This window comes from Streptomonospora mangrovi (assembly GCF_027604915.1).
Lineage (GTDB): Bacteria > Actinomycetota > Actinomycetes > Streptosporangiales > Streptosporangiaceae > Streptomonospora > Streptomonospora mangrovi.
Genome location: NZ_JAJAQC010000008.1, coordinates 199,434 through 224,443 on the forward strand (window position 1 = coordinate 199,434; position 25,010 = coordinate 224,443).

General features: G+C 74.5%; 22 protein-coding genes. 9 read left to right on the plus strand and 13 right to left on the minus strand.

Annotated features, from left to right (window positions below):
* Positions 1–3: 3 nt before the first annotated feature.
* Positions 4–540, minus strand: a complete 537-nt coding sequence (locus LG943_RS07130) for a DUF6010 family protein (RefSeq protein WP_270071385.1) — start codon at positions 538–540, stop codon at positions 4–6.
* A gap of 553 nt (positions 541–1,093) precedes the next feature.
* On the opposite strand from LG943_RS07130, the gene LG943_RS07135 reads away from it, so the two are divergent.
* The 5 genes from LG943_RS07135 (at position 1,094) to LG943_RS07155 (ending at position 5,563) form a co-directional block, all read left to right on the plus strand.
* Positions 1,094–2,656 (plus strand): sodium-dependent transporter, encoded by a 1,563-nt coding sequence (locus LG943_RS07135; protein ID WP_270071386.1) that lies wholly within the window; start codon positions 1,094–1,096, stop codon positions 2,654–2,656.
* Positions 2,656–2,769, plus strand: coding sequence for a methionine/alanine import family NSS transporter small subunit (locus LG943_RS07140; protein ID WP_270071387.1), 114 nt, complete (start codon positions 2,656–2,658; stop codon positions 2,767–2,769). Before LG943_RS07135 ends, LG943_RS07140 begins: the two co-directional genes overlap by 1 nt.
* A gap of 223 nt (positions 2,770–2,992) precedes the next feature.
* Positions 2,993–3,691 carry an RDD family protein gene (locus LG943_RS07145; RefSeq protein ID WP_270071388.1) on the plus strand — a complete coding sequence of 233 codons (699 nt, stop codon included), beginning with the start codon at positions 2,993–2,995 and terminating at the stop codon, positions 3,689–3,691.
* Between the two features lie 137 nt (positions 3,692–3,828).
* Complete coding sequence (locus tag LG943_RS07150; protein WP_270071389.1) at positions 3,829–5,205, plus strand: hypothetical protein; 1,377 nt, start codon at positions 3,829–3,831, stop codon at positions 5,203–5,205.
* A gap of 172 nt (positions 5,206–5,377) precedes the next feature.
* Positions 5,378–5,563, plus strand: coding sequence for a DUF4352 domain-containing protein (locus LG943_RS07155; protein ID WP_270071390.1), 186 nt, complete (start codon positions 5,378–5,380; stop codon positions 5,561–5,563).
* Positions 5,564–5,623: 60 nt separating this feature from the next.
* Here LG943_RS07155 and LG943_RS07160 read toward each other — a convergent pair whose 3' ends face one another.
* The 9 genes from LG943_RS07160 to LG943_RS07200 all read right to left on the minus strand — a co-directional run bounded on the left by LG943_RS07160 (position 5,624) and on the right by LG943_RS07200 (position 17,767).
* Positions 5,624–6,346 (minus strand): hypothetical protein, encoded by a 723-nt coding sequence (locus tag LG943_RS07160; protein ID WP_270071391.1) that lies wholly within the window; start codon positions 6,344–6,346, stop codon positions 5,624–5,626.
* A 57-nt stretch (positions 6,347–6,403) separates the two neighbouring features.
* Positions 6,404–7,534 carry a cytochrome P450 family protein gene (locus LG943_RS07165; RefSeq protein ID WP_270071392.1) on the minus strand — a complete coding sequence of 377 codons (1,131 nt, stop codon included), beginning with the start codon at positions 7,532–7,534 and terminating at the stop codon, positions 6,404–6,406.
* A complete protein-coding gene (locus LG943_RS07170) occupies positions 7,531–8,964 on the minus strand; it encodes a cytochrome P450 family protein (protein WP_270071393.1) in 1,434 nt (477 codons plus the stop codon). Before LG943_RS07170 ends, LG943_RS07165 begins: the two co-directional genes overlap by 4 nt.
* Positions 8,965–9,475: 511 nt before the next feature.
* On the minus strand, positions 9,476–12,058 hold the full coding sequence (locus LG943_RS07175) for a penicillin acylase family protein (RefSeq protein WP_270071394.1): 2,583 nt from the start codon (positions 12,056–12,058) through the stop codon (positions 9,476–9,478).
* 143 nt (positions 12,059–12,201) lie between these two features.
* Positions 12,202–12,981, minus strand: a complete 780-nt coding sequence (locus LG943_RS07180; RefSeq protein WP_270071395.1) for a nucleotidyltransferase domain-containing protein — start codon at positions 12,979–12,981, stop codon at positions 12,202–12,204.
* A gap of 91 nt (positions 12,982–13,072) precedes the next feature.
* A complete protein-coding gene (locus LG943_RS07185; RefSeq protein WP_270071396.1) occupies positions 13,073–13,390 on the minus strand; it encodes a hypothetical protein in 318 nt (105 codons plus the stop codon).
* 268 nt (positions 13,391–13,658) lie between these two features.
* Complete coding sequence (locus LG943_RS07190) at positions 13,659–13,952, minus strand: SelT/SelW/SelH family protein (protein ID WP_270071397.1); 294 nt, start codon at positions 13,950–13,952, stop codon at positions 13,659–13,661.
* Between the two features lie 320 nt (positions 13,953–14,272).
* Positions 14,273–16,600 carry an excinuclease ABC subunit UvrA gene (locus LG943_RS07195; RefSeq protein ID WP_270071398.1) on the minus strand — a complete coding sequence of 776 codons (2,328 nt, stop codon included), beginning with the start codon at positions 16,598–16,600 and terminating at the stop codon, positions 14,273–14,275.
* Positions 16,601–16,777: 177 nt separating this feature from the next.
* The gene (locus LG943_RS07200; protein WP_270071399.1) at positions 16,778–17,767 is read right to left on the minus strand and encodes an LLM class flavin-dependent oxidoreductase; all 990 of its coding nucleotides are present in this window, start codon (positions 17,765–17,767) and stop codon (positions 16,778–16,780) included.
* A 217-nt stretch (positions 17,768–17,984) separates the two neighbouring features.
* On the opposite strand from LG943_RS07200, the gene LG943_RS07205 reads away from it, so the two are divergent.
* Both LG943_RS07205 and LG943_RS07210 read left to right on the plus strand, forming a co-directional pair.
* Positions 17,985–19,181 (plus strand): zinc-dependent alcohol dehydrogenase, encoded by a 1,197-nt coding sequence (locus LG943_RS07205; RefSeq protein ID WP_270071400.1) that lies wholly within the window; start codon positions 17,985–17,987, stop codon positions 19,179–19,181.
* Positions 19,182–19,311: 130 nt separating this feature from the next.
* Positions 19,312–20,361 (plus strand): SDR family NAD(P)-dependent oxidoreductase, encoded by a 1,050-nt coding sequence (locus LG943_RS07210; protein ID WP_270071401.1) that lies wholly within the window; start codon positions 19,312–19,314, stop codon positions 20,359–20,361.
* 143 nt (positions 20,362–20,504) lie between these two features.
* Here the strand turns inward: LG943_RS07210 and LG943_RS07215 are convergent, their stop codons facing one another.
* The 3 genes from LG943_RS07215 to LG943_RS07225 all read right to left on the minus strand — a co-directional run bounded on the left by LG943_RS07215 (position 20,505) and on the right by LG943_RS07225 (position 22,295).
* Positions 20,505–21,074 (minus strand): hemerythrin domain-containing protein, encoded by a 570-nt coding sequence (locus tag LG943_RS07215; protein WP_270071402.1) that lies wholly within the window; start codon positions 21,072–21,074, stop codon positions 20,505–20,507.
* A 57-nt stretch (positions 21,075–21,131) separates the two neighbouring features.
* Positions 21,132–21,929: an SDR family oxidoreductase gene (locus LG943_RS07220; RefSeq protein WP_270071419.1), complete on the minus strand. Its 798-nt coding sequence runs from the start codon at positions 21,927–21,929 to the stop codon at positions 21,132–21,134.
* A 156-nt stretch (positions 21,930–22,085) separates the two neighbouring features.
* Positions 22,086–22,295, minus strand: a complete 210-nt coding sequence (locus LG943_RS07225; RefSeq protein WP_270071403.1) for a DUF2795 domain-containing protein — start codon at positions 22,293–22,295, stop codon at positions 22,086–22,088.
* 243 nt (positions 22,296–22,538) lie between these two features.
* On the opposite strand from LG943_RS07225, the gene LG943_RS07230 reads away from it, so the two are divergent.
* A complete protein-coding gene (locus LG943_RS07230) occupies positions 22,539–23,408 on the plus strand; it encodes a Rieske 2Fe-2S domain-containing protein (RefSeq protein WP_270071404.1) in 870 nt (289 codons plus the stop codon).
* Positions 23,409–23,791: 383 nt separating this feature from the next.
* Positions 23,792–24,997 carry a Bcr/CflA family efflux MFS transporter gene (locus LG943_RS07235; RefSeq protein ID WP_270071405.1) on the plus strand — a complete coding sequence of 402 codons (1,206 nt, stop codon included), beginning with the start codon at positions 23,792–23,794 and terminating at the stop codon, positions 24,995–24,997.
* Positions 24,998–25,010: the final 13 nt, after the last annotated feature.

Below are 25,010 nucleotides of genomic sequence, written 5' to 3' on the forward strand. Positions count from 1 at the left end.
GGGCTACCCGGCGGCGCCGGCGGGGCGCCCGGTCCCGGGGGCGGCCCCGGCCTGCGGCGCCGCCGCGCCGGCCGTGTCATCCGCGTCGACAGTGTCGACCGTGCCATCTGCGCCGGCCGCGTTCGCCGTGCCGCCCCGGCGCAGCCGCGCCGCCGCCGAGCGGGCGAGGTCGGCCACCGAGGGGCCGCCGGCCAGGCACCACAGGGCGATGACCGGGTCGCAGATCGCGCAGCCCAGCGAGGAGTGCTCCGCAAACGGCAGGATCGGGTTGCCGTAGAGGTGGTGCAGCGCGTCCCACACCGTGTGCAGCAGCCAGGCGACCCCGATCCACGCCCAGGAGTCCAGGCCCCGGTAGGCGCAGTAGGTCGCCACGGCCGTGAAGACCAACTCCAGGGGGCCGAAGCCCCCGCCGCTCAGGTAGGCGGCCCCGGCGCCGGCGACGAACACCGCGTTGAAGCGCCGCCGGTGCGGCTCGGCGATGAGGGAGTTGAGGGCGGCGTAGGCCAGCCCGATCAGGATCGGGGCGACGACGGTCAGCATGGCGGGTTCCGGTCTCCTTCGGCGGTGGCGGGGCGCGCTCGCGCCCCCGTGCGCTCACGACCGTAGGAGCGCGGCCCGCCACCAGGGGAGTGGCCGGACTGCCAGATGCCGACGGATTCGCGCCAGGCGCCTCAGCCGCGCCCGGGGATACCGGCCGGACCCGCGAAGGACCCGCCCGGGGCGGCGGGTGCGCGTACCCGCCGTGTCCGCTCGCGCCGGCCGGCCTCGCGGACGACGTTCCGGACGTGGTGCCGCCGCCCGGTCGCGTAGGTCTCGACACCGCGCCGGCCTCCGTTCTCGCGGGGGTTTCGGTACCGCCCCGCTCCCGTTTCACCGACGGTTTCGGAGATGCCGCGCCCGCCCGTTTCGGTCTGTGCCAAACGCGCCGAGCGGGGTAGGGGGCGGGGCACCACCGCAACCCCGCAGGTGGGGGCGCGCGGCGCGCGGAGAGTCCGCTAACGTGTCCGATCGCGCCGCATCCGTGTGGCGGCGCGGCTAATCGGCCGTTTTCGGCTGCCGACCGTCTCCGGGCGCAGAAAGGCAGGAGCTTCAGATGGCACAAGAGCACCGCGAGCAGTGGGGGTCCCGTACGGGCTTCCTGCTCGCGGCGATCGGATCCGCTGTGGGGTTGGGCAACATCTGGCGGTTCCCCTACATCGCCTATGAGAACGGCGGCGGCGCGTTCCTGGTTCCCTACCTCGTGGCGCTGCTGACCGCCGGCATCCCGCTGCTGATCATGGAATACACGATCGGGCACCGCTTCCGCGGCTCGGCGCCGGCGTCGTTCCGCCGGCTGTCGCGGCCCACCGAGGCGCTGGGCTGGTGGCAGGTCGCCATCTCGTTCGTGATCGCGGTGTACTACGGGGCCATCGTGGCGTGGGGCCTGTGCTACGCCTGGTTCTCCCTCAGGCAGACCTGGGGCGATGACCCCGAGGCGTTCCTCTACGAGGACTTCCTCCAGGTGGCCGCCGCCCCCGGTGGCATCACCAACTACGTCCCCGGCGTGCTGTGGCCGCTGGTGGGCGTGTGGGTCCTCGTCCTGATCGTCATGGTCCTGGGCGTGCGGCGCGGCATCGAGTGGGCCAACCGCATCTTCATCCCGCTGCTTGCCGTGCTGTTCACGATCCTGGTGGTGCAGGCGCTGTTCCTCGAAGGCGCGGCGGTGGGCCTGGACGCGCTGTTCGCGCCCGACTGGTCGGCCATCACCGACGGCAGCGTGTGGGTCGCGGCCTACGGCCAGATCTTCTTCTCGCTGTCGATCGGGTTCGGCATCATGATCACCTACGCGTCCTACCTGCGCCGCCGCTCCGACCTCACCGGGTCGGCGATGGTGGCCGGGTTCGCCAACAGCTCCTTTGAGATCCTGGCCGGCATCGGCGTGTTCGCCACCCTCGGCTTCATGGCGGTGGCCAGCGGGATCCCGGTGGACGAGGTCGCCACCAGCGGCATCGGCCTGGCGTTCGTCGCCTTCCCGCAGATCATCTCCAGCCTGCCCTTCGGCGCGGGGCTGTTCGGCGTGCTGTTCTTCGTCTCGCTGGTGATCGCCGGCCTGACCTCGCTGATCAGCATCGTCCAGGTCGTGGTCTCGGCGGTCCAGGACCGCTTGGGCATGCGCCGCGTGCCCGCCGCGCTGCTGGTGGGCGGGGTGATCGCCGCCGTGTCGATCGCGCTGTTCCCCACCGACCAGGGGATCTACCTCCTCGACGCCGCCGACCACTTCATCAACCAGTACGGCATCGTGCTGGCGGGCCTGGCGTCGGTCATCGTCGTGGCCTGGGTGGTGCGGCGCCTGCCCATGCTGGAGGCGCACGCCGCCAAGACCTCGGTGGTCGCGCTCACCTGGTGGTGGCGCATCACCCTGAGCGTGATCACGCCGGTCGTCCTCGGCTTCATGATGTACGACAGCCTGCGCGCGGAGCTGGCGCAGAACTACGAGGACTACCCGACGTGGTTCCTGCTCACGGCGGGATGGGGCGTGGCCGGCGCCGCCCTGGTGCTGGGCATCCTGATCTCGCTGATCCCGTGGAAGAACCTGCCGAGTGAGGCGGCCGACGCAGACGGGGACGGCCCCGGGGCCGGGACCGCCGCCGCCGGCGAAACCGAGAGGGGGCGCTGATGTCCGTCGGAGCCATCGTGATGATGGTCCTCGCCATCGTGATCGTCTGGGGCGGTCTGATCGCGGCGATCATCCACCTCTCCCGCCACCCCGACCCCGGGCCCGACGCCTGACGGGCTGAGGGGAAAGGGCGGCACCGAGGCGCCACACGGGGGCGTTCGGACTCTCGCGGGTCCGAACGCCCCCGCGCGTTTCCCGCACCGCACCGGGGCGGCCCCGTCGCCCGGTCGGCACGGGCCGCGACTGGGACGCGCTGTGCCAGAATTGACCCGCCGTCCCGCGGCCCGCGCGCCGGCCCCGACCGCAGCCCGCCCCCGTCACCGAGGACCAGCCCCCATGAGCGACCCCTACAGCCCCCAGCCCTACGGCCCGCCCTACACCGGCCCCGCCCCCGCGCCGCACGCGGGGTACCCGGCGCCGCCGGCGTACGGCGCGCCGGCGCCGGGGGGCTACGCGGCGCCCCTCCCCGGCGACTACGGCGCGCCGGGCCCGGTGCCGCCGCCGCTGCCGGAGCCCGGCCCGGTGTGGCCGCCGCCGGCGAGCTGGATCGCGCGGGTGGGCGCCTACGTCATCGACACCCTGATCGCGCTGCCGATCTTTTTGGTCTGCTTCTACGGCGGACTGGGCCTGATCGTCTACATCCTCGAAGGCCAGAACCTGCCCGAGGAGCAGGAGGCGGCGATCGGGATCCCCACCACGCTTTTCTGCGGCGCGGTGGGCGCCTTCCTTGCGTTCAGCTACTTCTGGCTGCCCCACGCCCGCAGCGGGCGCACGCTGGGCAAGCGGCTGTTCGGGATCAAGGTCGTCTCGATGAAGACGGGCGAGCCGCCGTCGCTGGGGTTGTCCGCCGGGCGCCAGTTGGTGCACGTCGTCCTGGGCTCGGTCACCTGCCTGGGCTGGCTGATCGACGTGCTGTGGCCGCTGTGGGACCAGCCCTACCAGCAGGCGCTGCACGACAAGGCGGTCGCCACCCGGGTGATCACCGTGCGCGGCGCGGGCGCGGCTCCGCCGCCGGGGCGCCCCGGCGGCTACTGATCCCCGCCCCCCGACCCCGGGCGGACGCCGCGGCACGGCCCGTGGCGCCTGCCGGAGCGGGCCGGTAAGATCGCCGGGCACCACCGGCACCGGCGCCGGAGCCCGGGCGCGGCCGGTCGAGCGGAAGGGCTCTCACCATGGCCGACGGCACGGACAAGGCGGCGCACGACGCCCGCTCCCTGGCGGTGTTCGCCCAGGCGTACCTGGAGGCGTTCACCCAGGTCTACACGGACGCATTCGCTCGCCGCGACGGCAAGAGCCCGCCCTTCGCCGAGCTGGACACCCGCGCGATCCTCACCGAGGCCCACCGGCACTGGAGCGGCTCACGCCGGTCGGTGGCCCACGGCCCCGAAGCCGGGACCGAGACCCGGCTCAAGAAGGGGCTGCGCACCCACGACATCCTGGTGCCCGCCGACCTCGCCGCGCTCGCGGCCGAGGTCGCCAAGCGCAACCCGCTGGCCGCCGCGGCGGTGGAGGCGGAGCGGCTGGCCCGCTACGACCCCCTGAGCCGCGACCACCTGGCGGAGCGCGGGCGCATCTCCCGGCGTATCGGATCGCTGCTGGAGGAGGCCGGCCACCTGGGCGGCGCCGCCCTCAAGTACCGGGCGGCCCAGCAGTTCCTGACCGACGCCGGGCTGGACACCGAGGCCGCCGAGGCGCGCACCTCCGGGCTGCGGGTGCTCCACGGCGTGGTCGCCGGGCTGAAGGAGGTCCGGTCCGCCGTCCCGGCCGCCCAACGGGACAACCCCGACGCCTTCGACGACCTCGTCGGCTCCCGCCTGCGGACCACCCCCGGCACGGGCGGCTGGGACACCGAGATGACGGCGGCGCGCACCGAGATCCACGCCATGACGGCCCAGGCGCACGGGCCGCGCCACGTCGAGACCGTTGAGGCGGCCCGGGAACTGGTCGAGCACCTGAAGGAGTCCGGCGACCACCACACGGCGTGGACCTTCGGCAAGGCGGCCTTGCACCGGTCGGAGGCCGCCGGACCCGTCGAAGGCGAACGGTCCATCCGCCGCGCGGGCCGGCGGGCGCTCGTCCTGTACCGGTCGCTTGTCGACACGGTGCTCGCCCAGGTCAACGAGCGGATCTCCGCGGAGGACGCCCGGAGCGACCCCCGCACCCGCGCGGCGAGGGCGGCCCTGGACGCGCTGCCGCACGGGTTGGGCGCCCACGTCGAGACCGCTCTGGAGCGGGCGCGGGCCAACGCCGACCGCGCCTCGGGCGAGCATGTCGTCAGCCGGGCCGTCGCCGACGCCGTGCGGGACCACCGGAACCGCTTCGAGTCGGCGCACGACGCCCTCAAGAACGCGGTCCAGCGCGCGCGAATCTCCGACACGGCCAACCCGGACGAAGGCGGTTACCTGGGCGGACACCGCCCGATCACCCCTCCGCGCGGTATCCTCAAGGCTGTCGCCAAGGCAGGCACCACGGTGGCCGCCGGCCTCTCCCCAGGCCGCCGAACCCCGCCCCCGTCCCTGCCCGGTCCCCGGGCCGCACGCGGGGCCTGAGTACTCCGCCGTGGATCGTGTGGGTTCTTTACGCTTTGGAGAAGCGCGGTTTCCCGCATGTGTGGAACACCGGGCGCACGATGAAAGAAGACGTACAACCTCCTCGTAATAATCGGAGGATCGGTCATGTACGGACATCGGGGACCAAGCCGCCACGTTCGACTCCACCAACGTGACACTGGTGGATGGGAAGGGCCGGGAGCACTCCAGCCACGAACTCATCGATTCGCAGTTCTTCCCGGAGCAGATCAACCCCGGCAGTGAGGCGTTCGATGTGCCCGAAGGGACCGAGGCCAAGACCATCGTGGTGCAGGACCACCTGTCCACGGATGAGCCCGCGAGGTTCACCGCGGAGTGATCGCGACTCGGGCGGGGCCTTCGGCAGGTGCCGCGCCGATCACCGCGGCCTCCGCGCCCGTCAGCGCCCCCGGGTGCGGCGCTCGTAGTTGCGGTGGGTGAAGAAGGGGGTGTGGACGCGGCCGGGGGCCTCGCCGGTGGCGGCGATGTACCCGGTGATCGTGGGCGCGGGCTGTTCGGCCTGGCGGACGTCGCGCCGCAGGGAGTGCAGCGCGGCGCGCAGCCGGTGGCCGCCGTCCCTGAGGCGCACCTGGGTGAGCTTTGCCCGCACCGCCTTCAGGTCCTGTTGCACGCCCTCCCAGCGGCCGTCGGTGGCGACCCGCTCGGCCACCGCCGCCAACGCCTGCTCGGCCGCCTCCCAGCGGCCGTTGCCGCGCTGCGCCTTGGTCAGCTCCCAGCACGACTGCCAGCCCTGCGACACCGCCTCGGCGATCTCGTTGTCCAGCGCCGGCCGCTCCATCGCGTCCCGCCAGTCGATCAGCCGCAGGGCGGCCGCCACCTGCTCGGCGGTGGCCTGGAGCAGGAGGTGCTCGGCGCGGCCGTGGTCCTTGGCACGCAGCGCCCGGACGCCGTCCCGGTAGAGGGCGTCGGGCAGCAGGCGGTTGGCCCCCAACGCGGCCATCCGGGCGACGCCCTCGCGCCGCGCGACCAGGTGCTCGCCCAGGGCCGCGGTGAGCGGGGGCAGGCGCTCCTGGAGCAGCGCCAGGTTGGCGGGGGTGAGGTCGCCCGCGAGCGGGGTCAGCTCCACCAGTTCCCGGTGGAGGTCGTCCAGCGATGCCGCCACGGCGCCGTCCTCGTGTCGCGTTTCAGGGTGCGGCCTCCGATTATGGCGCCCCCGCCCTCAGCGCTCGCGCGAGGCCCGGGTGCGGCGGGCGCGCTCCGGGCGGGTGGTGTAGACCACCGGCAGGCGCTCGGCGGTGTTGGCCATGAGCGAGGGCACCGCCGGCAGGTCGGCCGGGTCGGCGTCCAGACGCAGGTCGGGGAACGCGGTGAACAGCTCCCGCAGGGCCACCGTCGCCTCCATCCGCGCCAGCGGCGCGCCCATGCAGTGGTGCGGCCCCCAGCCGAACGCAAGGTGCTGCCGCTGCTCGCGCTCGGGCCGGAACTCCTCGGCGCCGGGGCCGTGCCAGGTCTCGTCGCGCCCGGCCGCGCCGTAGCACAGCAGCACCGCGTCGCCGGCGCGCAGCGCGGACCCGCCGACCTCGACGTCGCGCAGCGCGTAGGCGAACGGCAGGGTGAACAACGAGGTGTCCCAGCGCAGCACCTCCTCGACCACCCCCTCCCACGTGACCTCGCCGTGGGCCAGGAACTCCAGGTAGATGGGGTGGGTAAGCAGCGCGCGCACCGCGTTGACCAGCACGCCCTCGGTGGTCTCGAACCCGGCGGCCAGGAACAGGAACAGCATGTCGACCAGTTCGGTGTCGCTGAGGCGGTCGCCGCCGTCGCGCGCGGCGATCAGCGCGCTGGCGAGGTCGTCGGCGGGGGCCGCGCGGCGCTCCTCGATGAGGGCGCCCAGCACCTCGTGGATCTCCTCGTAGAACCCGGCGCCCTCCTCGGGGGTCATGACACTGGAGCCGAAACCGCGGCGCACCAGGCCGACCAGGCGCGGGCGGTCCTCCTCGGCGATCCCGAACAGCTCGGCCAGCACCCGCATGGGCAGCGGGAACGCGAACGCCGCGCGCAGGTCGGCCCGCCCGCCGGCGGCGTCCAGGCCGGCCAGCAGGTCGGCCACGATCGCGTCCACGCGCGGGCGCAGGTCGGCGACGCGGCGCGGGGTGAAGGCGCGCGAGACCAGCGACCGCATGCGCCGGTGGTCGGCGCCGTCTGCGGTGAGCATGTTCTGGAGCAGGACGTTGCTCATCATGGGCCAGTCGTCGGGCACCTCGCCGTCGCGCAGCGCCCGCCAGTTCCGGCTGGACCGGGAGAAGTCGCGGGAGGTGAGGATCTCCTGGAGTTCGGCGTGCCGGGTCACCGCCCAAACAACGACATCACCCGGGAGACGAACCGGGACAAGGGGGCCGATTCCACGGAGGAGTCGGGCCTGCCCGTGGACGTCGCCCGCGCGGGGGTCGAGCCGGACGGGGAGTTCGACGGGTTCCACGGGGCTCCTCCGGTGGCGGTCTCCTGGACGGGTGCGGGGGTGAAGGCGACGGGCAGGCTCCGGGGCCCGCGCCGGTAGACCGTGGGCAGCGGGCGGATGTCGGCGGCGGGGACGGCCAGCCGCAGGTCGGGCAGGCGGCGGCGCAGCGTCTCGACGGCGGCGGCGACCGCGCCGATCCCCAGCCCGCGCGCGGGGCAGGCGTGCGCGCCCGCGCCGAAGGACAGGTAGGACTGGTTGCCCGAGCCCAGGGTCTGGGCGCCCAGCTTGGGGTCGCGGTTGGCCGCCAGGTAGCAGGGGACCAGCCCCTCTCCGGCGCGGACGGAGCGGCCCTCGATGACGACGTCGGTGGTGGGGAAGCGGCCGGGCAGGGTGGCGATGGGCGGGTCGGTCCACAGCACCCGGTCCACCGCGTCGGACACGCTCACCCGCGCGCCGGCCACCTCGGTGGCGATGGCGCGGTCGGTCAGCAGCAGGTGCACGGTGCTGGCGATGAGGTTCTTGACGGGGTCGACCGAGGCGGCGATTAGCAGTTCGAGGTCGAAGGCGATCTCCATGTCGGAGAGGTTCTGCGGCGCCGACACCAGGGCCGCCACCAGGTCGTGGCCGGGTCCGATCTCGCCGGCCTTGAGGGCGGCGCGCTTGGCCTCGGCGATGCGGGCGCCGTGCTCGACGAGCCGCTGCTGGGCCGCGGTGGAGTCGGCGTCGACCTCCCACTGCCGGGCCATGCACTCGACCAGGTAGCCGAACTCGTCCTGGGTCATGCCGAACCACCGGTTGAGCATGAGCGCGGGCACGACGGCGGCGAAGTCGGTGACGATGTCGGCCTGCCCGGCGGTGCAGAAGCCGTTGACGGCGGTGTCGGCGAGCTGCGCGGCGTCCACGCGCACGCGGGCGCCGCCGAGGGAGTCCAGCGCCCACTTGATGGCGGCCCGGCGGCGGCGGTGCTCCTCGCCGTCCAGGCACAGGGCGTTGAGGCCGCCCCGGTCGCTGAAGAGGGTGTAGGAGGACTTGTCGGGACCGAAGCGGCCCTCGGTCTGCTCGCGCCAGTGGTTCGAGGCGCGGGGGAAGCGGTGCGGGTCCTTGAGGACCTCGGCGAGCGCGGAGTAGTCGAGCACGAGCCAGGCCGCCACGCCGTCCTCGAAGTCCACGGGCGCCAGGGCGCCGTGGGTGGCGCGCAGCCCTTCCAGGTAGTCGGCGGGGTCGACGTCGTCGGCGGCGAAGTCGGGGAGGGGGACGGCGTTGTCGTGGAGGGGGCAGCCGGTGGGGGGCGGCGGCTGGTCGGGGCCGTGGCTGGGGCTCATGGGCGCGTATCCAGTGATCCGGTAGTCGCGGAGAGTGGCGGTCGGTGGGGAGGGGTGTGCCTGGGTGCGATCGGGCTTGGGGGGCCGAAGATCGGCGGACATGGTAGCCCCTGACGATCATGCGCGCGAGAGTCCCAGGTCACGAGAATCCGGCGGCGGCGGGGGCGTGGGACGGGCGAAGTGGGGGGAGTGGGGGGTGGTGACCAAGCGTGCTCGCGGGATTGAGCGGATCGGTTCGCGTGCGGCGCCGAGCCGCGTGGAGGTGCGGATTCGATTCACCCGACCCCTCCAACGAGCCATCCCAAGCAGTTCCCAGGTCATGGAGCCCCACTGCGCGGGCAGCGCGGCCGCCCCGACCCGTCGCCACCTCAACCAACTGACCCGAGGGCCGGTGGTCGGGGGTCCTGGGCCGCGCTCGGCTTTGGTGCCCTCGTCTCTGCCGTGGCCATCCGCCCCGCTGACCGGTGGCCGCGAGCCCGGACCCCCGCTTGGCTTCGGTGCCCTCGCCGCCTCAGCGCAGGGTCAGCACATCCTCCGCCGCCTCCTCCACCGCCGGGCGGGTGAAGGGCATGGGGATGGTCTTACCGGCGGCCCACAGCGGGGTCTGGTTCTGGTGGTGGGGGTGGAAGGCGTGACCGGACGGGCCGGTGAGGTCGATCCAGCGGGAGCGGTCGAAGTCGGCGAGGTCCACGGTCATCCGCATCGACGGGACCGCCGTGACCTCGTAGCCCTCCTGCGTGTCCCAGCCGGTGGCGTTGACGACGCTGGTGCCGCCGCCCGCCTCCACGGTGGAGCCGTTGAACGCCCACTCCAGCGGGGCGATGCCCGAGGACCCCAGCGACGGGTGGCCGGCCGTGAGGGTGTGCAGGTCGCCCCACCGCCACGCGCTCGGGTCGTCGCCCAGCGTCTGGGTCAGCTCCTCGGCGGCGCGCTCCATCGCCTCCGCCAGCACCGCGTCGCGGCCGTCGGCCACCGTGCCCTGCCACCACGGCGAGTCCGGGTCCGCCAGCAGCCGGCTCACCACCAGCCAGCCGCGCGAGCCGCCGTCCATGGGGTAGCCGCTGCCGAGCTCGTCGAAGGTGAGGTCGAGCAGGTGGTGCCACACCGCGTTGTAGAAGGCCGCCGCGGCGGAGTCGGTGTCCTGCTGGAAGTCCCAGTCGGCCAGCAGCCGCCGCCCCTTGGCGGCGGTGCCCTCGGCCGGTGCGTCGAGCAGGTAGGGGACGATCGCGCGGGCGCCGCTGTTCTCGTTGTCCAGTTGGATCTCGCCCATGTCGGCGACCGTGAGCCCGCCGCGCTCCACGGCGTCGGCGAGCAGGGTGCGGATCCGCTCGGAGCGGTAGCCGTAGTCCCAGTCGGCGGTGAGCAGGTGGGGGTAGTCCGCCCCCACTGCGGCCTGGTTGGCGGTGACGATGAACCCCGACTGCGGGTTGGTCGCGGCGGGCAGTTCCTCGAAGTCGAGGTAGCCCGTCCAGTCGTGGTCGGAGTCCCAGCCGGGCGCGGGCCAGCGGCCGTCCCCGGCGCCGCGCACCGGGATGCGCCCCGGCGCCTGGTAGGCGATGGTGCCCTCGGTGTCGGCGTAGACCAGGTTCTGCGCGGGCACGGCGAAGGACCGGGCGGCCTCGCGGAAGGACGCGAGGTCGGTCGCGGCGTTCATCGCGAAGATCGCGTCGGCCGTGGTGCCCGGCTCCAGCGCGGTCCAGCTCAGCGCCACCCCGTAGCCGCCCTCGGGCGCGTCGGCGGCCTCCTCGGCGGGCCGGCCCTCGGCGTCCACCGGCGGGGCCTCGCCGATCTCGCGCAGGTCCAGCGCGCTGGCCGCGTCCGACAGCAGCGGCCCGTGGCGGGTGGAGCGGACGGTGAAGGCGACGTCGGTGCCGCCGGCCACCCGCACCACCTCCTCGCGGGTCTCCAGGGGCTCGCGCTCGCCGTCCACCACGGCGGCGTCGCCCTCGATCCGCTCCAGGTAGAGGTCGGCGACGTCGGGTCCCAGGTTGGTGAACCCCCACGCGATGTCGGCGTTGTGCCCGATGACCACGCCGGGCAGGCCGGCGAAGCCGAACCCGGTGACGTCGAAGGGGCAGGCGTCGGTCACCTCGGTGCAGTGCAGCCCGGTCTGGTGCCACACCGAGGGCATCTGCGCCCCGAGGTGGGGGTCGTTGGCCAGCAGCGGCAGACCTGAGGCGGTGTGCTCGCCCGAGACCACCCAGGAGTTGGAGCCCAGGCCGGAGGACTGCGGACCCAGCAGAGGCGGGACGGCCGCGAGGTCCGCGCCCACCTCCGCCAGCGCCGGGGCGGCGCCGGCCGGCGGGAGCGCGGTGTCGCCCCCGTCGCCCGGGTCCGCCTCGGGCTCGGGTTCGGGGTCTAAGGTGAAGGCGCCGTCGCGCACCTGCCCGCCGGGCACGATCGGCGCGTGCTCCTCCTCGGGATAGGCGGGGTACAACTCCTCCACCTGCTCGCGGGTCAGGCCGTCGGCCACCAGGCCGGCCCGCTCGATCTCCTCGGCCATGTTGCCGCGCAGGTCCCAGGCCATGGCCTTGAGCCAGGCCAGGCTGTCCACGGCGGTCCAGGGCTCGACCTCGTGGTCGGGGCTGAGCACGCCCAGCACGGTGAACTCCAACCCCAGTTCGCCGCCGCCGCGCTGGCCCAGGTAGGCGTTGACACCCTCGGCGTAGGCGTCGAGGTAGGCGCGGGTGGCGGGCTCCAGCAGGTCGTACTCCTGCGCGGCGACGCGCCGCCAGCCCATGGTGCGCAGGTAGACGTCGGTGCCCACCTGGTCGGGACCGAACAGCTCGGCCAGCCGCCCGGCGGTGGTCATGCGGTTGAAGTGCATCTGCCAGAACCGGTCCTGGGCGTGCACGAACCCCTGCGCCCGGAAGAGGTCCTCGGCGGTGGCGGCGTAGACGTGCGGCACGCCGCGCCCGTCGCGGTACACGGTGGCCTCGCCGGTGAGCGCGGGCAGCGCCAGTTCGCCCTCGGTCTGGGGGAAGGCGCGCCGCACCGACCACAGGCCGGCCCCGGCGGCGAGCAGGGCCAGGACCGCCACGACGCAGAGAACGCCGACGACCCACCGTGTGAAACGTGTTCCAGTCCTGGGCATGGGGAGACTCTAGTGGGCCGCGACACACCGTCCCGGCGCGGGGCCGCAGCTCCCCCGGGCGATGGCGGCAACCGCGTCCACCTGCGGCCGCCCGGGGCCGGCCGGGACGGCCCGGGGCCGCCCGCCCCAGGCGGCCCCGGCGGTCACACCGGCGCCGCCGCCCGCCAGGTCCGCTGGTAGGCGTCCACCAGCCAGGACTCCGCCCACGCGGTGTCGGGCTCGGGCGGCAGCGGGCCGGTGGCCGCCAGCGTGCGCAGGCGCTCCTCCAGGTCGGCGGTCACCGCCAGGGCCTCGTCGCGGGTGTGGGCGCCCCGGCGCAGGGCCCGCAGCCACGACCCCCACGGCTCGGGCATCGGCAGCGTCACCCGGCCGGTCTCCATCAGCTCCACGCCCTGCACGCCCAGCCGCACCATGTGGTAGGCGTACTTGGTGTCGAAGCCGTGGACCTCCGCCAGTTCGGGGCGGTTGGTGCGCCCGCCGCGCCGGCCCAGCAGTTGGTCGCGCTGGGCGGTCAGGTAGCCCAGGGCCCGCTGCCCGGCTCGGCGCGACACGACGCGGTCGGCCGAGGCGCGCAGTTCGCGGCCCAGGCCGGTGACCGCGACCAGTTCGTGCTCGGGCGCGAACAGCGGCAGCAGCACGGTGGGGTTGCCCTCCAGGGCCAGCCGCAGCCACTTGCGCAGGGAGTACACGGTGAGGTCGAGGTCGCCGGGCCGCGAGCGCTCGCCCTCGGGGCGGGTGCGGTGGACGTACTGCTCGAAGGAGCGCGGCCCGATCACGTACTCCGGCGGCTCCACGCAGACGCCCATCTCGTCGCGGTCGTGCTGCGCGCCGACCGTGATCCCGTGCAGGCCCGAGCCCACCTGGCAGCGCAGGATCGTGCCCTGCTCGGCGATGCGGGCGGCCTCGTCGGTGGCGTGCGTCATCGGCGGCTCCTGGCGGGGGAGGAGGGAGGTGCGGCCACCACCCTGCACCCGCCGGCGCGGCGCGGCCACCGGTTTTCCCGGCGGCGCGGGGTCAGTCGTCGGGGTCGGGCCGGGCCGCCTCGCGCCGGGGATCGGCGGACCGCCCGTTCCAGGTGGCCACCGCGCACACCAGCAGGGTCAGCGCCGAGGCCGCCAGCCCCCAGAACGCGAAGACGCCGACGAAGCCGATGTCCTGGCAGTCGTACTGGGCGGGGTAGCTGGCGAACGCCCGCACGCAGCCCAGCGGGAGCAGCCGCAGGGCGAGGTCGCTGAGCAGCCCGTCGGAGCCGATCACGAGCATGGCCGCCGCCCAGCCGATCGCGATGAGGACGAACGCGGCGAACAGCCGCCGGACCGTGTTCCTGACCATGGCGCCCCTGTAGGCGAGAGCGGGCCGCGCGCCGGCCGCCGGGTGATCGCGGCTCCGGCCGTGGGCTGACGAGCTGACGGGCTGTCGGGCTGACAAGCGGTGGTCGAACGGGCGGGCGGGAACGGTGACCGGTGTTCCCCGCGGCGGCGCGGTGCAAGGCGTGCGCTGGGCTGATTCAAGCACACCCCGGCGCCGCCGCGCAGGCCGGGCGCCGGGCCGTGGCCGGACGCGCGGCGCCGCCCGGCCCCCGCCGCCCGCCGGGCGGGAGCTACTCGCGGCGCCCCTCGGAGTGGCCCAGCGACCGGTCGGGTGCGACGCGGTCGCGGACCGCGCGCTTGAGCGCGGCGAGGTCGGGGAACCCGCCGTCCTCAGCGCGCGACCACAGCCGCTCCTGGTCCAGGCGGACCTCGAAGACCCCGCCCGTGCCCGGGATCAGCGCGACCTCGCCGAGTTCGGTGCGGAAGGTCGTCAGCAGTTCCTGCGCCGTCCAGGCCGCGCGCAGCAGCCAGCGGCACTGGGTGCAGTACTCGATCTCCAGCCGGGGGTGTCGGGTGGTGGCCATGGCGACCATTGTGCTGGGGGCGCGGCCGCCGGGTGCGCACCGGGGGGCCGGCGTGCCGTGAGCGGTCCCGGCGGCCGCGCGTTCAGCCGGCGGCCGCTGCCGCCGCCCGAACGACTGGATCGAACATACATTCGATCGATGGGGTCGGGCAAGCACCTGTGGACGGCGCACGGCTGCACCGGCGCGCTGCTCGCCTGAAGGCGCCGCCCGCCCCGGATCGCCGGCAGGACGTGCGGGGGCTGCCCGGCCCGCCTCGGGGCGTCGCCGGTCCGGGGCGGGGGCGCCGCTGTGCGGCCCCCACCCCGGACCGGCGGGCGGTGCTACTCCGCCGCCGCCAGGTCGGCGCGCAGGTGGCGGGCCGTCAGGGAGTGCTCGTCCTCGACCAGGTCGTGGGGGGTGCCCTCGAACATGATGCGGCCGCCGTCCTTGCCGCCGTGCGGGCCGAGGTCGATCACCCAGTCGGCGTGCTTGACCACGTCCAGGTCGTGCTCGATCACCACCACGGTGTTGCGCGCGTCCACCAGCCGGTCCAGCAGGGCCAGCAGGGTGTCGACGTCGGCCATGTGCAGGCCGTTGGTGGGCTCGTCGATGATGTAGAGGCCGCCGCGCTTGGTCAGGTGGGTGGCCAGCTTCAGCCGCCGCCGCTCGCCCCCCGACAGGCTGCTCAGCTCCTGGCCCAGCGTCAGGTAGCCCAGCCCCACCTCGACCAGGTGGCGCAACTGCGCCGCGATCTTCTGCTCCGTGAGGAACCCCGCGGCCTCCTCCGCGGTCATCGCCATGACCTCGGCGATGGTGTGCCCGCGCAGCCGGTAGGCCAGCACCGCGTTGTCGTAGCGCCGCCCCTCGCACGCCTCGCAGACCATGGTCACCGGGTCCATGAACGACATCTCGGCGGTGATCTCGCCGCGCCCGCCGCAGGCGGCGCAGGCGCCCTTGGAGTTGAAGCTGAACATGCCCGGGTCCACCCGGTTGGCGTCGGCGAAGCTCTTGCGCAGCGGGTCCATGATCCCCAGGAACGACGCCGGGGTGGAGCGGCTGGAGGCGGTGATGGCCTGCTGCCCGATCAGCACCGCCTCGGGGTGGGCGGCGGCGAACACGTCGGTGACCAGGGTGCTCTTGCCCGAGCCCGCCACCCCCGTGAACACCGTCAGCACGCCCGTGGGCACCGCCACCGACACGTCCTTGAGGTTGTGCCGCCGGGCGTTGTCCACGCGCAGCCAGCCGCGCGGCTCGCGCACCGCGTCCTTGAGCCCGGTGGCCCGCCGCAGGCACCGCCCGGTCAGGGTGTCACTCGTGCGCAGCCCCTCGGGCGGCCCGGAGTACACCACCTGCCCGCCGTGGGAGCCCGCCAGCGGACCCATGTCCACGACGTGGTCGGCGATCCCGATGACGTCGCGGTCGTGCTCGACCACCAGCACCGTGTTGCCCCGGTCGCGCAGCGCCTTCAGCAGCCGGTTGAGCCGGCCCACGTCGTGGGGGTGCAGGCCGGTGCTGGGCTCGTCGAAGACGTAGGTCATGCCCACCAGGGACGACCCCAGGTAGCGCACCATCTTCAGCCGCTGGGCCTCGCCGCCCGACAGAGTGGTGGTTTCGCGGTCCAGGCTGAGGTAGCCCAGGCCGATGTCGCTGAGCCGGCGCAGCGCGGCGGCGGCCGAGCGCGCGATGGGAGTGCCCTGGGGGTGGTCGATCTCCTCCAGCACCCCGATGAGGTCGTCCAGCTCCATCGCGGTCCAGTCGGCGATGTTGCGGCCGTCGATGCGCGAGGCCAGCGCCGCCGGCGCCAGCCGGGCACCGTCGCACGCCGGGCACCGCCCCTCGCGGATCACCGCCTGCACCGCCTCGCGGCTGCGCTTGCTCATGCCGGAGATGTCGCGCTTGAGGTAGAGGCGCTCGAAGCGGTCGGCGATCCCCTCGTAGGTCATGTTGTAGGTGCCGCTGCCGGTCTCGACCGGGACCTTCAGCGTCTTGTCGCGGCCACCGTGGAGCAGCGTGCGCCACTCCTCCTCGGTGAACTCCCCCAGGGGCTTGTCGCCGTCGAGCACCGCCGTCCACATGCTGCCCGCAATGCCGCCCTCGAACATCCGGAACCGCACCCCGCCGTCGTTGAGGGAGCGGGACAGGTCGAAGAACGTGTCGGGGTCCAGCCCCACCTTGCGGCCCAGGCCCTGGCACTCGGGGCAGGCCCCGGCGGGGGTGTTGAAGGAGTAGGCCGAGGACATCCCGGCCGAGGGCTCGCCCATGCGCGAGAACAGCACCCGCAGTTGGGGGTGGATGTCGGTGACGGTGCCCACGGTGGAGCGGGAGTTGCCGCCCACCGGCTTCTGGTCGACCACGATCGCCGCCGACAGGTTGTCGACGTGGTCGGCCTCGGGCTTCTCGTACTTGGGCAGGAACCCGCGCACGAACGCCGGGTAGGTGTCGTTGAGCTGGCGCTGGGCCTCCTGGGCCACGGTGCCGAACACCAGCGAGGACTTGCCCGAGCCGGAGACGCCGGTGAACACGACGATCCGGTTCTTGGGGATCTCGACGGAGACGTCCTTGAGGTTGTGCACCCGCGCGCCGCGGATGACGATCGGCGGCGCCGTGACGGGGGCGCCGCCCAACGTACTGACCTCGGTATCGGGGGAGGCGGGGGCCGGGTGGGTCATGCGGGTCCTCTCGCGGGGGTGGCGCCGACGCGCGCATGCGGCGGCGGACCCCTTCAGGCCAGGGGTCGGATCGGGTCGGGAGTGCCTCAACTCTGACCCGTCCGACCCGCAAAAGGCAAACGCGAGTCATACGTTCACATTTGCCTGACCTGCGAAAACGCCGGACCCGGGCGGGCGTCAGGCGGCGGCCGTCTCCATCGCCTGGGCCACGAGTTCCACGGTGCGCAGCCGGCCTTCCAACGTCCCCGCCTGCGGCGCGACGATCAGCTCGTCGGCGCCGGCGTGCCCGGCGAACCAGTCGAGGTAGGCGCGCACCTCGCCGGGGTCGCCCACCGCCGAGTACTGCGCCATCTGCATGACCTGCCGCCCCGCCGGGGAGTCGAGGGCGGCGTCGGCCTCCTCGGGGGTGAGGGTGCGCCCGCGTGCCAGCAGTTGGGCGGCCATGCGCCGCCGCGCGAGGTGCGCCTGCTCCTTGGCCTGCTCGGTGGTGTCGGCGGCGGTGGCGTTGACGCCGGCGATCACATAGGGCGCGTCGAGCTGGTCGGAGGGGCTGAACTCCCGCCGGTAGAGGGCCACGGCGTCCTGGAGCGCGGCCGGCGCGAAGTGGGACGCGAAGGAGTAGGGCAGCCCCAGCGCCGCCGCGAGCCGGGCGCCGAACAGGGACGACCCCAGGATGTACAGCGGCACGTTGGTGCCCTTGCCCGGGATCGCGTCCACGCCGGGGATCCGGGACTCGCCCGTGAGGTAGCCCTGGAGTTCCAGCACGTCCTGGGGGAAGGTGTCGGCCGAGGCGGGGTCGCGGCGCAGCGCCCGCATCGTGTTCTGGTCGCTGCCGGGCGCGCGGCCCAGCCCCAGGTCGATGCGGTCGGGGTGCAGCGTGGCCAGGGTGCCGAACTGCTCGGCGATGGTCAGCGGCGCGTGGTTGGGCAGCATCACCCCGCCCGCGCCCAGGCGGATGCGGCGGGTGAGGGTGGCGATGTGGGCGATCAGCACGCTGGTGGCCGAGGACGCGATGGTGGCCATGTTGTGGTGCTCGGCGTACCAGATCCGCCGGTAGCCCAGGTCGTCGGCGCTGCGGGCCACGGCCGCGCTGGCCTCGAAGCTGTCGCGTGCGGTCATGCCCTCGTTGATGGGCGCCAGGTCGAGCAGGGATACGGGGACGGACACGGCGTGCGGCCTTTCGTTGGCGGACGGGAGCGGCGCGGCGCGCGCCGGGGCGCGCGGGCGGTGCGGGCCGGGCCGGAGACGGCCGCGGGCCCACCTTGAGGCAACAGCGCTGTTCATCCCGTTTGTTCCGGCCGCGTGCGCGGCGCCGGGCGCGCCGCCGGGTTTCAGCGCCGCGCCCCGGGCCAGTGGACACCCACCGACGACGAGGGGAGGACCCATGCGAGCGGTGACGTGGCAGGGCGTCGAGGACGTCCGGACCAGCGAGGTCCCCGACCCCGCGATCCGCGAGCCGACCGACGCCATCGTCGAGGTGACCTCGACCGCCGTCTGCGGCTCCGACCTGCACCTGTACTCGCCCCTGGGCACGTTCATGGAGCCCGGCGACATCCTCGGCCACGAGGCGATGGGCGTGGTGCGCGAGGTGGGGCCCGAGGTCACCGGCATCGGCCCCGGCGACCGCGTGGTGATGCCGTTCAACATCTCCTGCGGCCACTGCGCCATGTGCCGGGACCGCTACTACGCCCAGTGCGAGACCACCCAGGTCCGCGAGTACGGCAAGGGCGCCGCCCTGTTCGGCTACACCAAGCTCTACGGGCACGTGCCCGGCGGGCAGGCGGAGTACCTGCGTGTGCCCCAGGCCCACTTCGGCCCGATCCGGGTGCCCGAGGGGCCGCCGGACACGCGGTTCCTGTTCCTCTCCGACGTGCTGCCCACCGCCTGGCAGGCGGTGGCCTACGCCGACATCCCGCCCGGCGGATCGGTGGCGGTGATCGGGCTCGGACCCATCGGGCAGATGTGCGCCCGCATCGCCCTGCACCTGGGCGCCGGGCAGGTGTTCGGCGTCGACCGGGTGCCCGAGCGGCTGGCCATGGCCGAGCGCTACGGGGTCAGCGTGGTCGACGGCGACGCCGAGGACGACCCGGCGGCGGTGATCCGCGACCGCACCGAGGGGCGCGGCCCGCACTCGGTGATCGACGCCGTGGGGCTGGAGGCGCACGGCGCGCCCGTGGGCAAGGCCGCCCAGACGGCGGCGCGGCTGCTGCCCGACGCGGTGTCGGAGCGGCTGATGCAGCGCGCCGGGGTGGACCGGCTCTCGGCGCTGAACCTGGCCTTCGACGTGGTGCGCCGCTGCGGCACGGTGTCCATCAGCGGCGTCTACGGCGGCCAGGCCGACCCCCTGCCGATGATGGACCTCTTCGACAAGGGCGTGACGATCCGGATGGGCCAGGCGCACGTGCGGCGCTGGACCGACGACATCCTGCCGCTGCTCACCGACCCCGACTCCGACCCGCTCGGGGTGGACGACTTCACCACCCACGTGCTGCCGCTGGACCGCGCCGCCGAGGCATACGACATGTTCCAGCACAAGCGGGACGGCGCGGTCAAGGTGGTGCTGCGGCCCCAGGCCGCCTAGCGCGGCGGGCGGCGCGCGGCCCCCGCGCGGGGCCGCCGCACCCCGCCGGTCCCGCCGGCCCTGCCGGCGCCCCGCGCCCCGGCGCGCGGACACAAGCGCCGGCCCCGTGCACGAACACAGTGGAGGACACATGCGCTGGACCACGGCCGCCGCGGCGGCCGCAACCGCGGCGGCGGCCGCGACGGCGTGGCGGGCGCTGCCCCGTCCCGCCGACCTCACGGGGCGCACCGCCCTGGTCACCGGCGGGTCGCGCGGCCTGGGCCTGCTCATCGCGCGCGAACTGGGCGCCGCCGGGTGCCGGGTGCTGGTGTGCGCCCGCAGCGGCGACGAACTGGACACCGCAGTGGACGACCTGCGCGGACGCGGGATCGACGCCCACGGGCTGGCCTGCGACCTGCGCGTGGAGGCCGAGATCGCGGCGCTGACCGCGCGCGTCAGCGGCGAGTTCGGCCCGCTGGACATCCTCGTCAACAACGCGGGGGTCATCCGGGTGGGGCCGATCGCGGCGCTGAGCGAGGAGGACCTCGCCGAGGCGCTGGACCTGATGTTCTGGGCGCCCTACCGGCTGACCCGCGCGTTCCTGCCCGAGCTGCGCGAGCGCTCCGGCAACGTCGTCACCGTCACCTCGATCGGCGCCAAGGTCAGCGTGCCGCACCTGCTGCCCTACTCCGTGGGCAAGTTCGCCGAGGCCGCGCTGGCCGAGGGCATGGACGCCGAGACCCCCGGCGACGTGCGCTTCACCACCGTGGTTCCCGGCCTGATGCGCACCGGCTCCCACGTGGGCGCGGAGTTCATCAGCCGCCCGGGTGCGGAGTACGCCTGGTTCGCGCTGCTGTCGGGACTGCCGGTGCTGTCCATGGACGCCGAGCGCGCGGCGCGCGCCATCGTGCGCGGGATGCGCCAGGGGCGGCGCTACATCGTGCTGACCCCGGCGGCGCGGGTCGCGATGGCGGCCAAGGGGGTCGCCCCCGGGCTCGTCCAGACGGCGCTGCGCGCCACCGGGGCGGTGCTGCCGGGGGCGGCGGGCACGGAGTTGGAGACCGGCGAGCAGGCGCGCGAGCGCACCGGCCCGGTGCTGCGGCTGCTGACCCGCCTCAACGACACCGCCAGCCGGCGGTTCAACCAGGTGCCGCGCCCGCGCCCGGAGGCCGAGATGCCCCGCCCGGAGGCGCGCGGCTGAGGGGCGAGGCCGAGGTGCCAGGCCGAGGCCCGAGTCCCTGACGCACGCGAGCGGCGGCCCTTCCCGGATGCGGGGGAGGGCCGCCGCTCGCGTGCCCGCCTGATCGGGTCCCGGCGCGGTGGCGGCCGCGCCGCGCCGCCGCGCTAGTGCGAGCGGCCCGCCAGCGCGTCGCGCATGCGGTCGATCAGGCCCGCGCCGGGGTCCAGGATCCGGTTGGCGGGCGGGGTGTCGGGCGCGTGCGGGTGCGGCCGGGTGGGCGCGGACTCCTTGGCCTTGAGCACCTTGGCGCCCAGCTCCGCCAGCTCCTCCCGCGAGCACGCCTGGCGCAGCCGGGGCAGCAGGTCCTCCTCCTCGTCGCTGATGTGGTGGCGGATGTCGGACATCAGCGTGCCCAGCAGCTCCTCGAACCGGGGGTCGGTCGCCGGGCAGTCCGCCAGGTCCTTCATGACCTGCTCGGCCTCGGCGTGCTCCTCCAGTTCGTGGTCGACGATCCCCTCGCCGTCGGGCAGCACCCGCCGCGCCGCCGGGTACATGTGCTGCTCCTCGGCGACCGAGTGGCGCACCAGCTCGGTGATCACGTGGTCGGCCAGCCGCTTGCGGTGCTCGGGGTCGGGCGCCCCCTGCTCCAGTTCGGTGAACACCGCCTCGACCGCGCGGTGGTCGGCGATGATGACGTCGATGAGGTCGGTGCCCCGGGCGTCGGTCTGTGCCATGTCGGTTCCCTCTCCTGTCCTGCCGTTCTCGGTCCTCGGTCGGCGGTGCGCGGCCGCTCAGCCCGGCTGGATCTCCCCGCCGGTGGGGGCCAGCACCTCGTCGGTGTAGTAGGACGACAGCTTGTTGCTGGCGAAGAAGACGTAGGAGGGGGCGATCTCGTCGGGCTGGGCCGCGCGCCCCATCGGCGCCTGCTTGCCGAAGCCCTCGACGGAGTCGGCGTCCAGCGTCGCGGGGATCAGCGGCGTCCACACCGGGCCGGGGGCCACGCAGTTCACCCGGATGCCGTCCTTCATGTAGTGCTGCGCCAGCGAGTGCACCAGGTTCATCACCGCCGCCTTGCTGGTGGCGTAGTCGATCAGCGACTTGTTGCCGCGCAGGCCGTTGATGGAGCCGGTGACGATGACCGACGCGTCGGCGGCCAGGTGCGGCGCGGCCGCGCGCAGCGTCCAGAAGACGCCGAATACGTTGACGTCGTAGGTGCGGCGCAGCTGCTCGGTGGTCAGCTCGGCGAAGTCGTCCACCGGCGCCTGCGTGGCGGCGTGGGCCACCAGCACGTCGATCTCGCCCAGTTCGCGCACGGTGCGCTCGACCAGGGCGGTGCAGTGGCCCTCGTCGGCGACGTCGCCGCGGATGAGTTCGCAGCGGCGGCCCTCGCGGCGGACCAGTTCGGCGGTGTGCTCGGCGTCGGCGTCCTCGCTGAGGTAGCCCACGGCGACGTCGGCGCCCTCCTTGGCGAAGGCCACCGACACCGCGCGCCCGATACCGGAGTCGCCGCCGGTGATGAGCGCGGTCTTGCCCTCCAGCAGGCCGCGGCCGACGTAGTCGCGCATCTCGTCGCGGGGCTGGGGGTCCATCGGCCCGGTCTCACCGGGATGGGGCTGCTGCTGGGCGGGTGGGTTGGTCACGGCCGGCTCCCTCCACTTCGTCAGGTGCTGCGGGTCGGTCGGGCGCGGCCGGTCGCCCCGGCCGCGCGGCGCGCCACCGCCGGCGGGCGGCGGCGCGCGGGCGCGTCAGCCGGAGGACTCCCCGCTGACGTCGGCGATGTCGCGGCTGACCTCGTCGGGGCCGCCGTAGTTCTGCTTGGGCAGGTTGCGCAGCGCGTCCACGACCTCGTCGCCGGCCTTGTTCTGCCGCGCGTGCTGGACGAGGTCGTCGCGCGAGGACGGGTAGCCCACCCCCGACAGCGCCTTCTGCACCTCGATGAACGTCGGCTGAGCCATGCGAGCCTCCTCTTCGGTCGGATTCGGGTCGAGTGGCCGGACATCCGGCCGGGCTACCCGCGAAGACGGCGTCCATGCCCGCGCGGCGCCCGGGTGGACGGGTGCGGGCGGGCGCGGGGGAGCGGGGAGGAAGCGGGGGAGCCGGCGGGAATGCGGAGTCCCGTGGGAGGCCGGCGGCGGTTCGGCGCGCCGTGCGGGCCGCGGCGGTGGTTCGGTGCCCCGAGCGCGGGTAGCCACCGCCGCATGGGAATCGTCACGACCATGCACCGCATCGAGGCCGCCGAGGAACTGGACCCCTTGGTCGGCCGGCTCAAGCCCATCGTGGACCGCATCCCGCCCGGGCGGCTGCGCGACCTGCTGCACGGCGTCCCGATGGGCCACCCCGCCCACCCGATCCTGGTCCAGGTGCCCATCGGCGCCTGGGCGTCGGCGGTCGTCCTGGACCTGTTCCCCGGCACCGAGCGCGCCGCGCGGCTGCTGGTGGGGGTGGGCCTGGCGGCGGCGCTGCCGGCGGCCGTCGCCGGCGCGGTGGACTGGTCCCAGCAGCACGAGCGGCACCAGCGCACCGGTGTCGTGCACGCCGCCGCCAACGGCGCGGGCGCGGCCCTGTTCGCCGCCTCGGCGCTGGCGCGGGCGAGCGGGCGCACCGGGCTGGGCAAGGCGCTGGCCGTGTTCGGGATGGGCGCGGTGGGCGCGGGCGGCATGCTGGGCGGCCACATCGCCTACCACCTGGCGGGCGGGGCCACCCACGCCGACCACGTGGTGGACCGGCTGCCCGAGGACTGGCAGGAGATCGGCCAGGCGGCCGACTTCGCCGAGGACACCCCGGTGCACGCGCGCATCGGCGACATCGGCCTGGTGGTGGTGCGCAGCGGCGAGCGGGTGCACGTCCTGGCCGACACCTGCGCCCACCTGGGCGGCCCGCTGTCGGAGGGCGAGCTGTCGGCGGCCGAGGGCGAGGCCGGGACCGGTTCCGCCTGCATCACGTGCCCGTGGCACGGCAGCACCTTCCGGCTGACCGACGGCGCGGTGGTGTCGGGACCGGCCACCGCCGCGCAGCCGGTGCTGGAGAGCGAGGTCCGCGAGGGCGTGGTGCGCGTCCGCCGGAGCTGAGTGTCCGGGCGTCCACCCGCGTCCCCGCTGCGCGGGGCGCGGGTTTCCTGCGGATTGCCGCTGTGTGACCAGGTGATGTCCCGCCCTGCGGTCGCTGACCCTACGGGGCGGGAACTTCGCGCTGGGCTGCTGTTGGCGGCGTCACACCGTCGAACGGGGAACACATCCGCACCCGGCCGTGCTGAACACGCCGTCGTCCCCGCCCGTCCCCTGCGCCGGACGCGGCGGCGGTTCCTGTTCCACGCACCCTTGCTGCACACACGGAAAGGCCGGTCCGCGAAGTGGCGGTTACCAACGCGTCCACCACCGGTTCCCCACCCACACCCCCAGCACCCTCCACCTCCTCCACTCCCGCCACCTCCTCTCCCGCTGAGCCGACCGGCGTGGAGAAGCTGCGCGTCATCCTCGTGCTCGGCGCGCTGGTGGCCCTCGGCCCCCTGACCATCGACCTGTACCTTCCGGCGCTGCCCGCCATCGGCGAGGACATCGGCGCCTCCTCCTCGGCGGTGCAGCTCACCCTCACCGGCACCCTGCTCGGGCTCGGCCTGGGCCAGCTCGTGGTCGGTCCGCTGTCGGACAGCCTGGGCCGCCGCGTCCCGCTGATCGCCGGGACCGTGCTGCACATCGCGTCCTCGCTGCTGATCATGCTCGCGCCCAACGTCGCGGTGCTGGGCGCGCTGCGCATCGTGCAGGGCGCGGGCGCCGCCGCCGCGATGGTCGTGGCCATGGCGGTGGTGCGCGACCTGTTCTCCGGCCGCTCGGCCGCCACCGCGCTGTCGCGGCTGATGCTGGTCATGGGCGCCGCACCGATCCTGGCGCCGTCGCTGGGCAGCGCCGTCCTGCTCGTGGGGTCCTGGCGCGGCGTCTTCGCGGCGCTGGCCGCGCTGGGCGTGCTGCTGCTCCTGGTGGCGGTGCTGGCGCTGCGCGAGACCCTGCCGCCCGAGCGGCGGCGCGCCGGGGAGATCCGTCCGGTCCTGCGCACCTACGGCGCGCTGCTGACCGACCGGGAGTTCCTGGTGATGGCGCTGGTGGCCGCGCTGGGCATGTCGGCGCTGTTCGCCTACGTCTCGGGCTCGGCGTTCGTGCTCCAGGAGCAGTACGGCCTCAACCAGCAGGAGTTCGGCATCGCCTTCGGTGTCGGCGCGGTCGCCATCATCGGCGCCTCGCAGTTCAACGTCGTGCTGCTGAACCGCTTCACCGCCCGCCAGATCGTGCTGTACGCGCTGGTGGCGGCCACCGCGTTCGGCGCGGTGCTCACCGCCTTCGCCTACAGCGGGGCCGGCGGCATGGCCGGGTTCATCGTCCCGCTGTGGTTCGTGCTGGCGGCGGTCGGGTTCGTGCTGCCCAACGCGCCCGCGCTGGCGCTGTCGCGCCACGGCGAGGCGGCGGGCACGGCGGCGGCGCTGCTGGGCGCCGCGCAGTTCGGCCTGGGCGCGCTCATCGCCCCGCTGGTGGGGGTGCTGGGCAACGACGGGCCGGCCATGGCCGTGGCCATGACCGGGGGGTCGGCCGTGGCGCTGGCCGCGCTGGGCGCCACGCTCCTGGGGGAGCGCCGCCGGCGCCGCGCGGCCCAGGCGGCGGCCGCCTGAAAGCGCGGGCGGC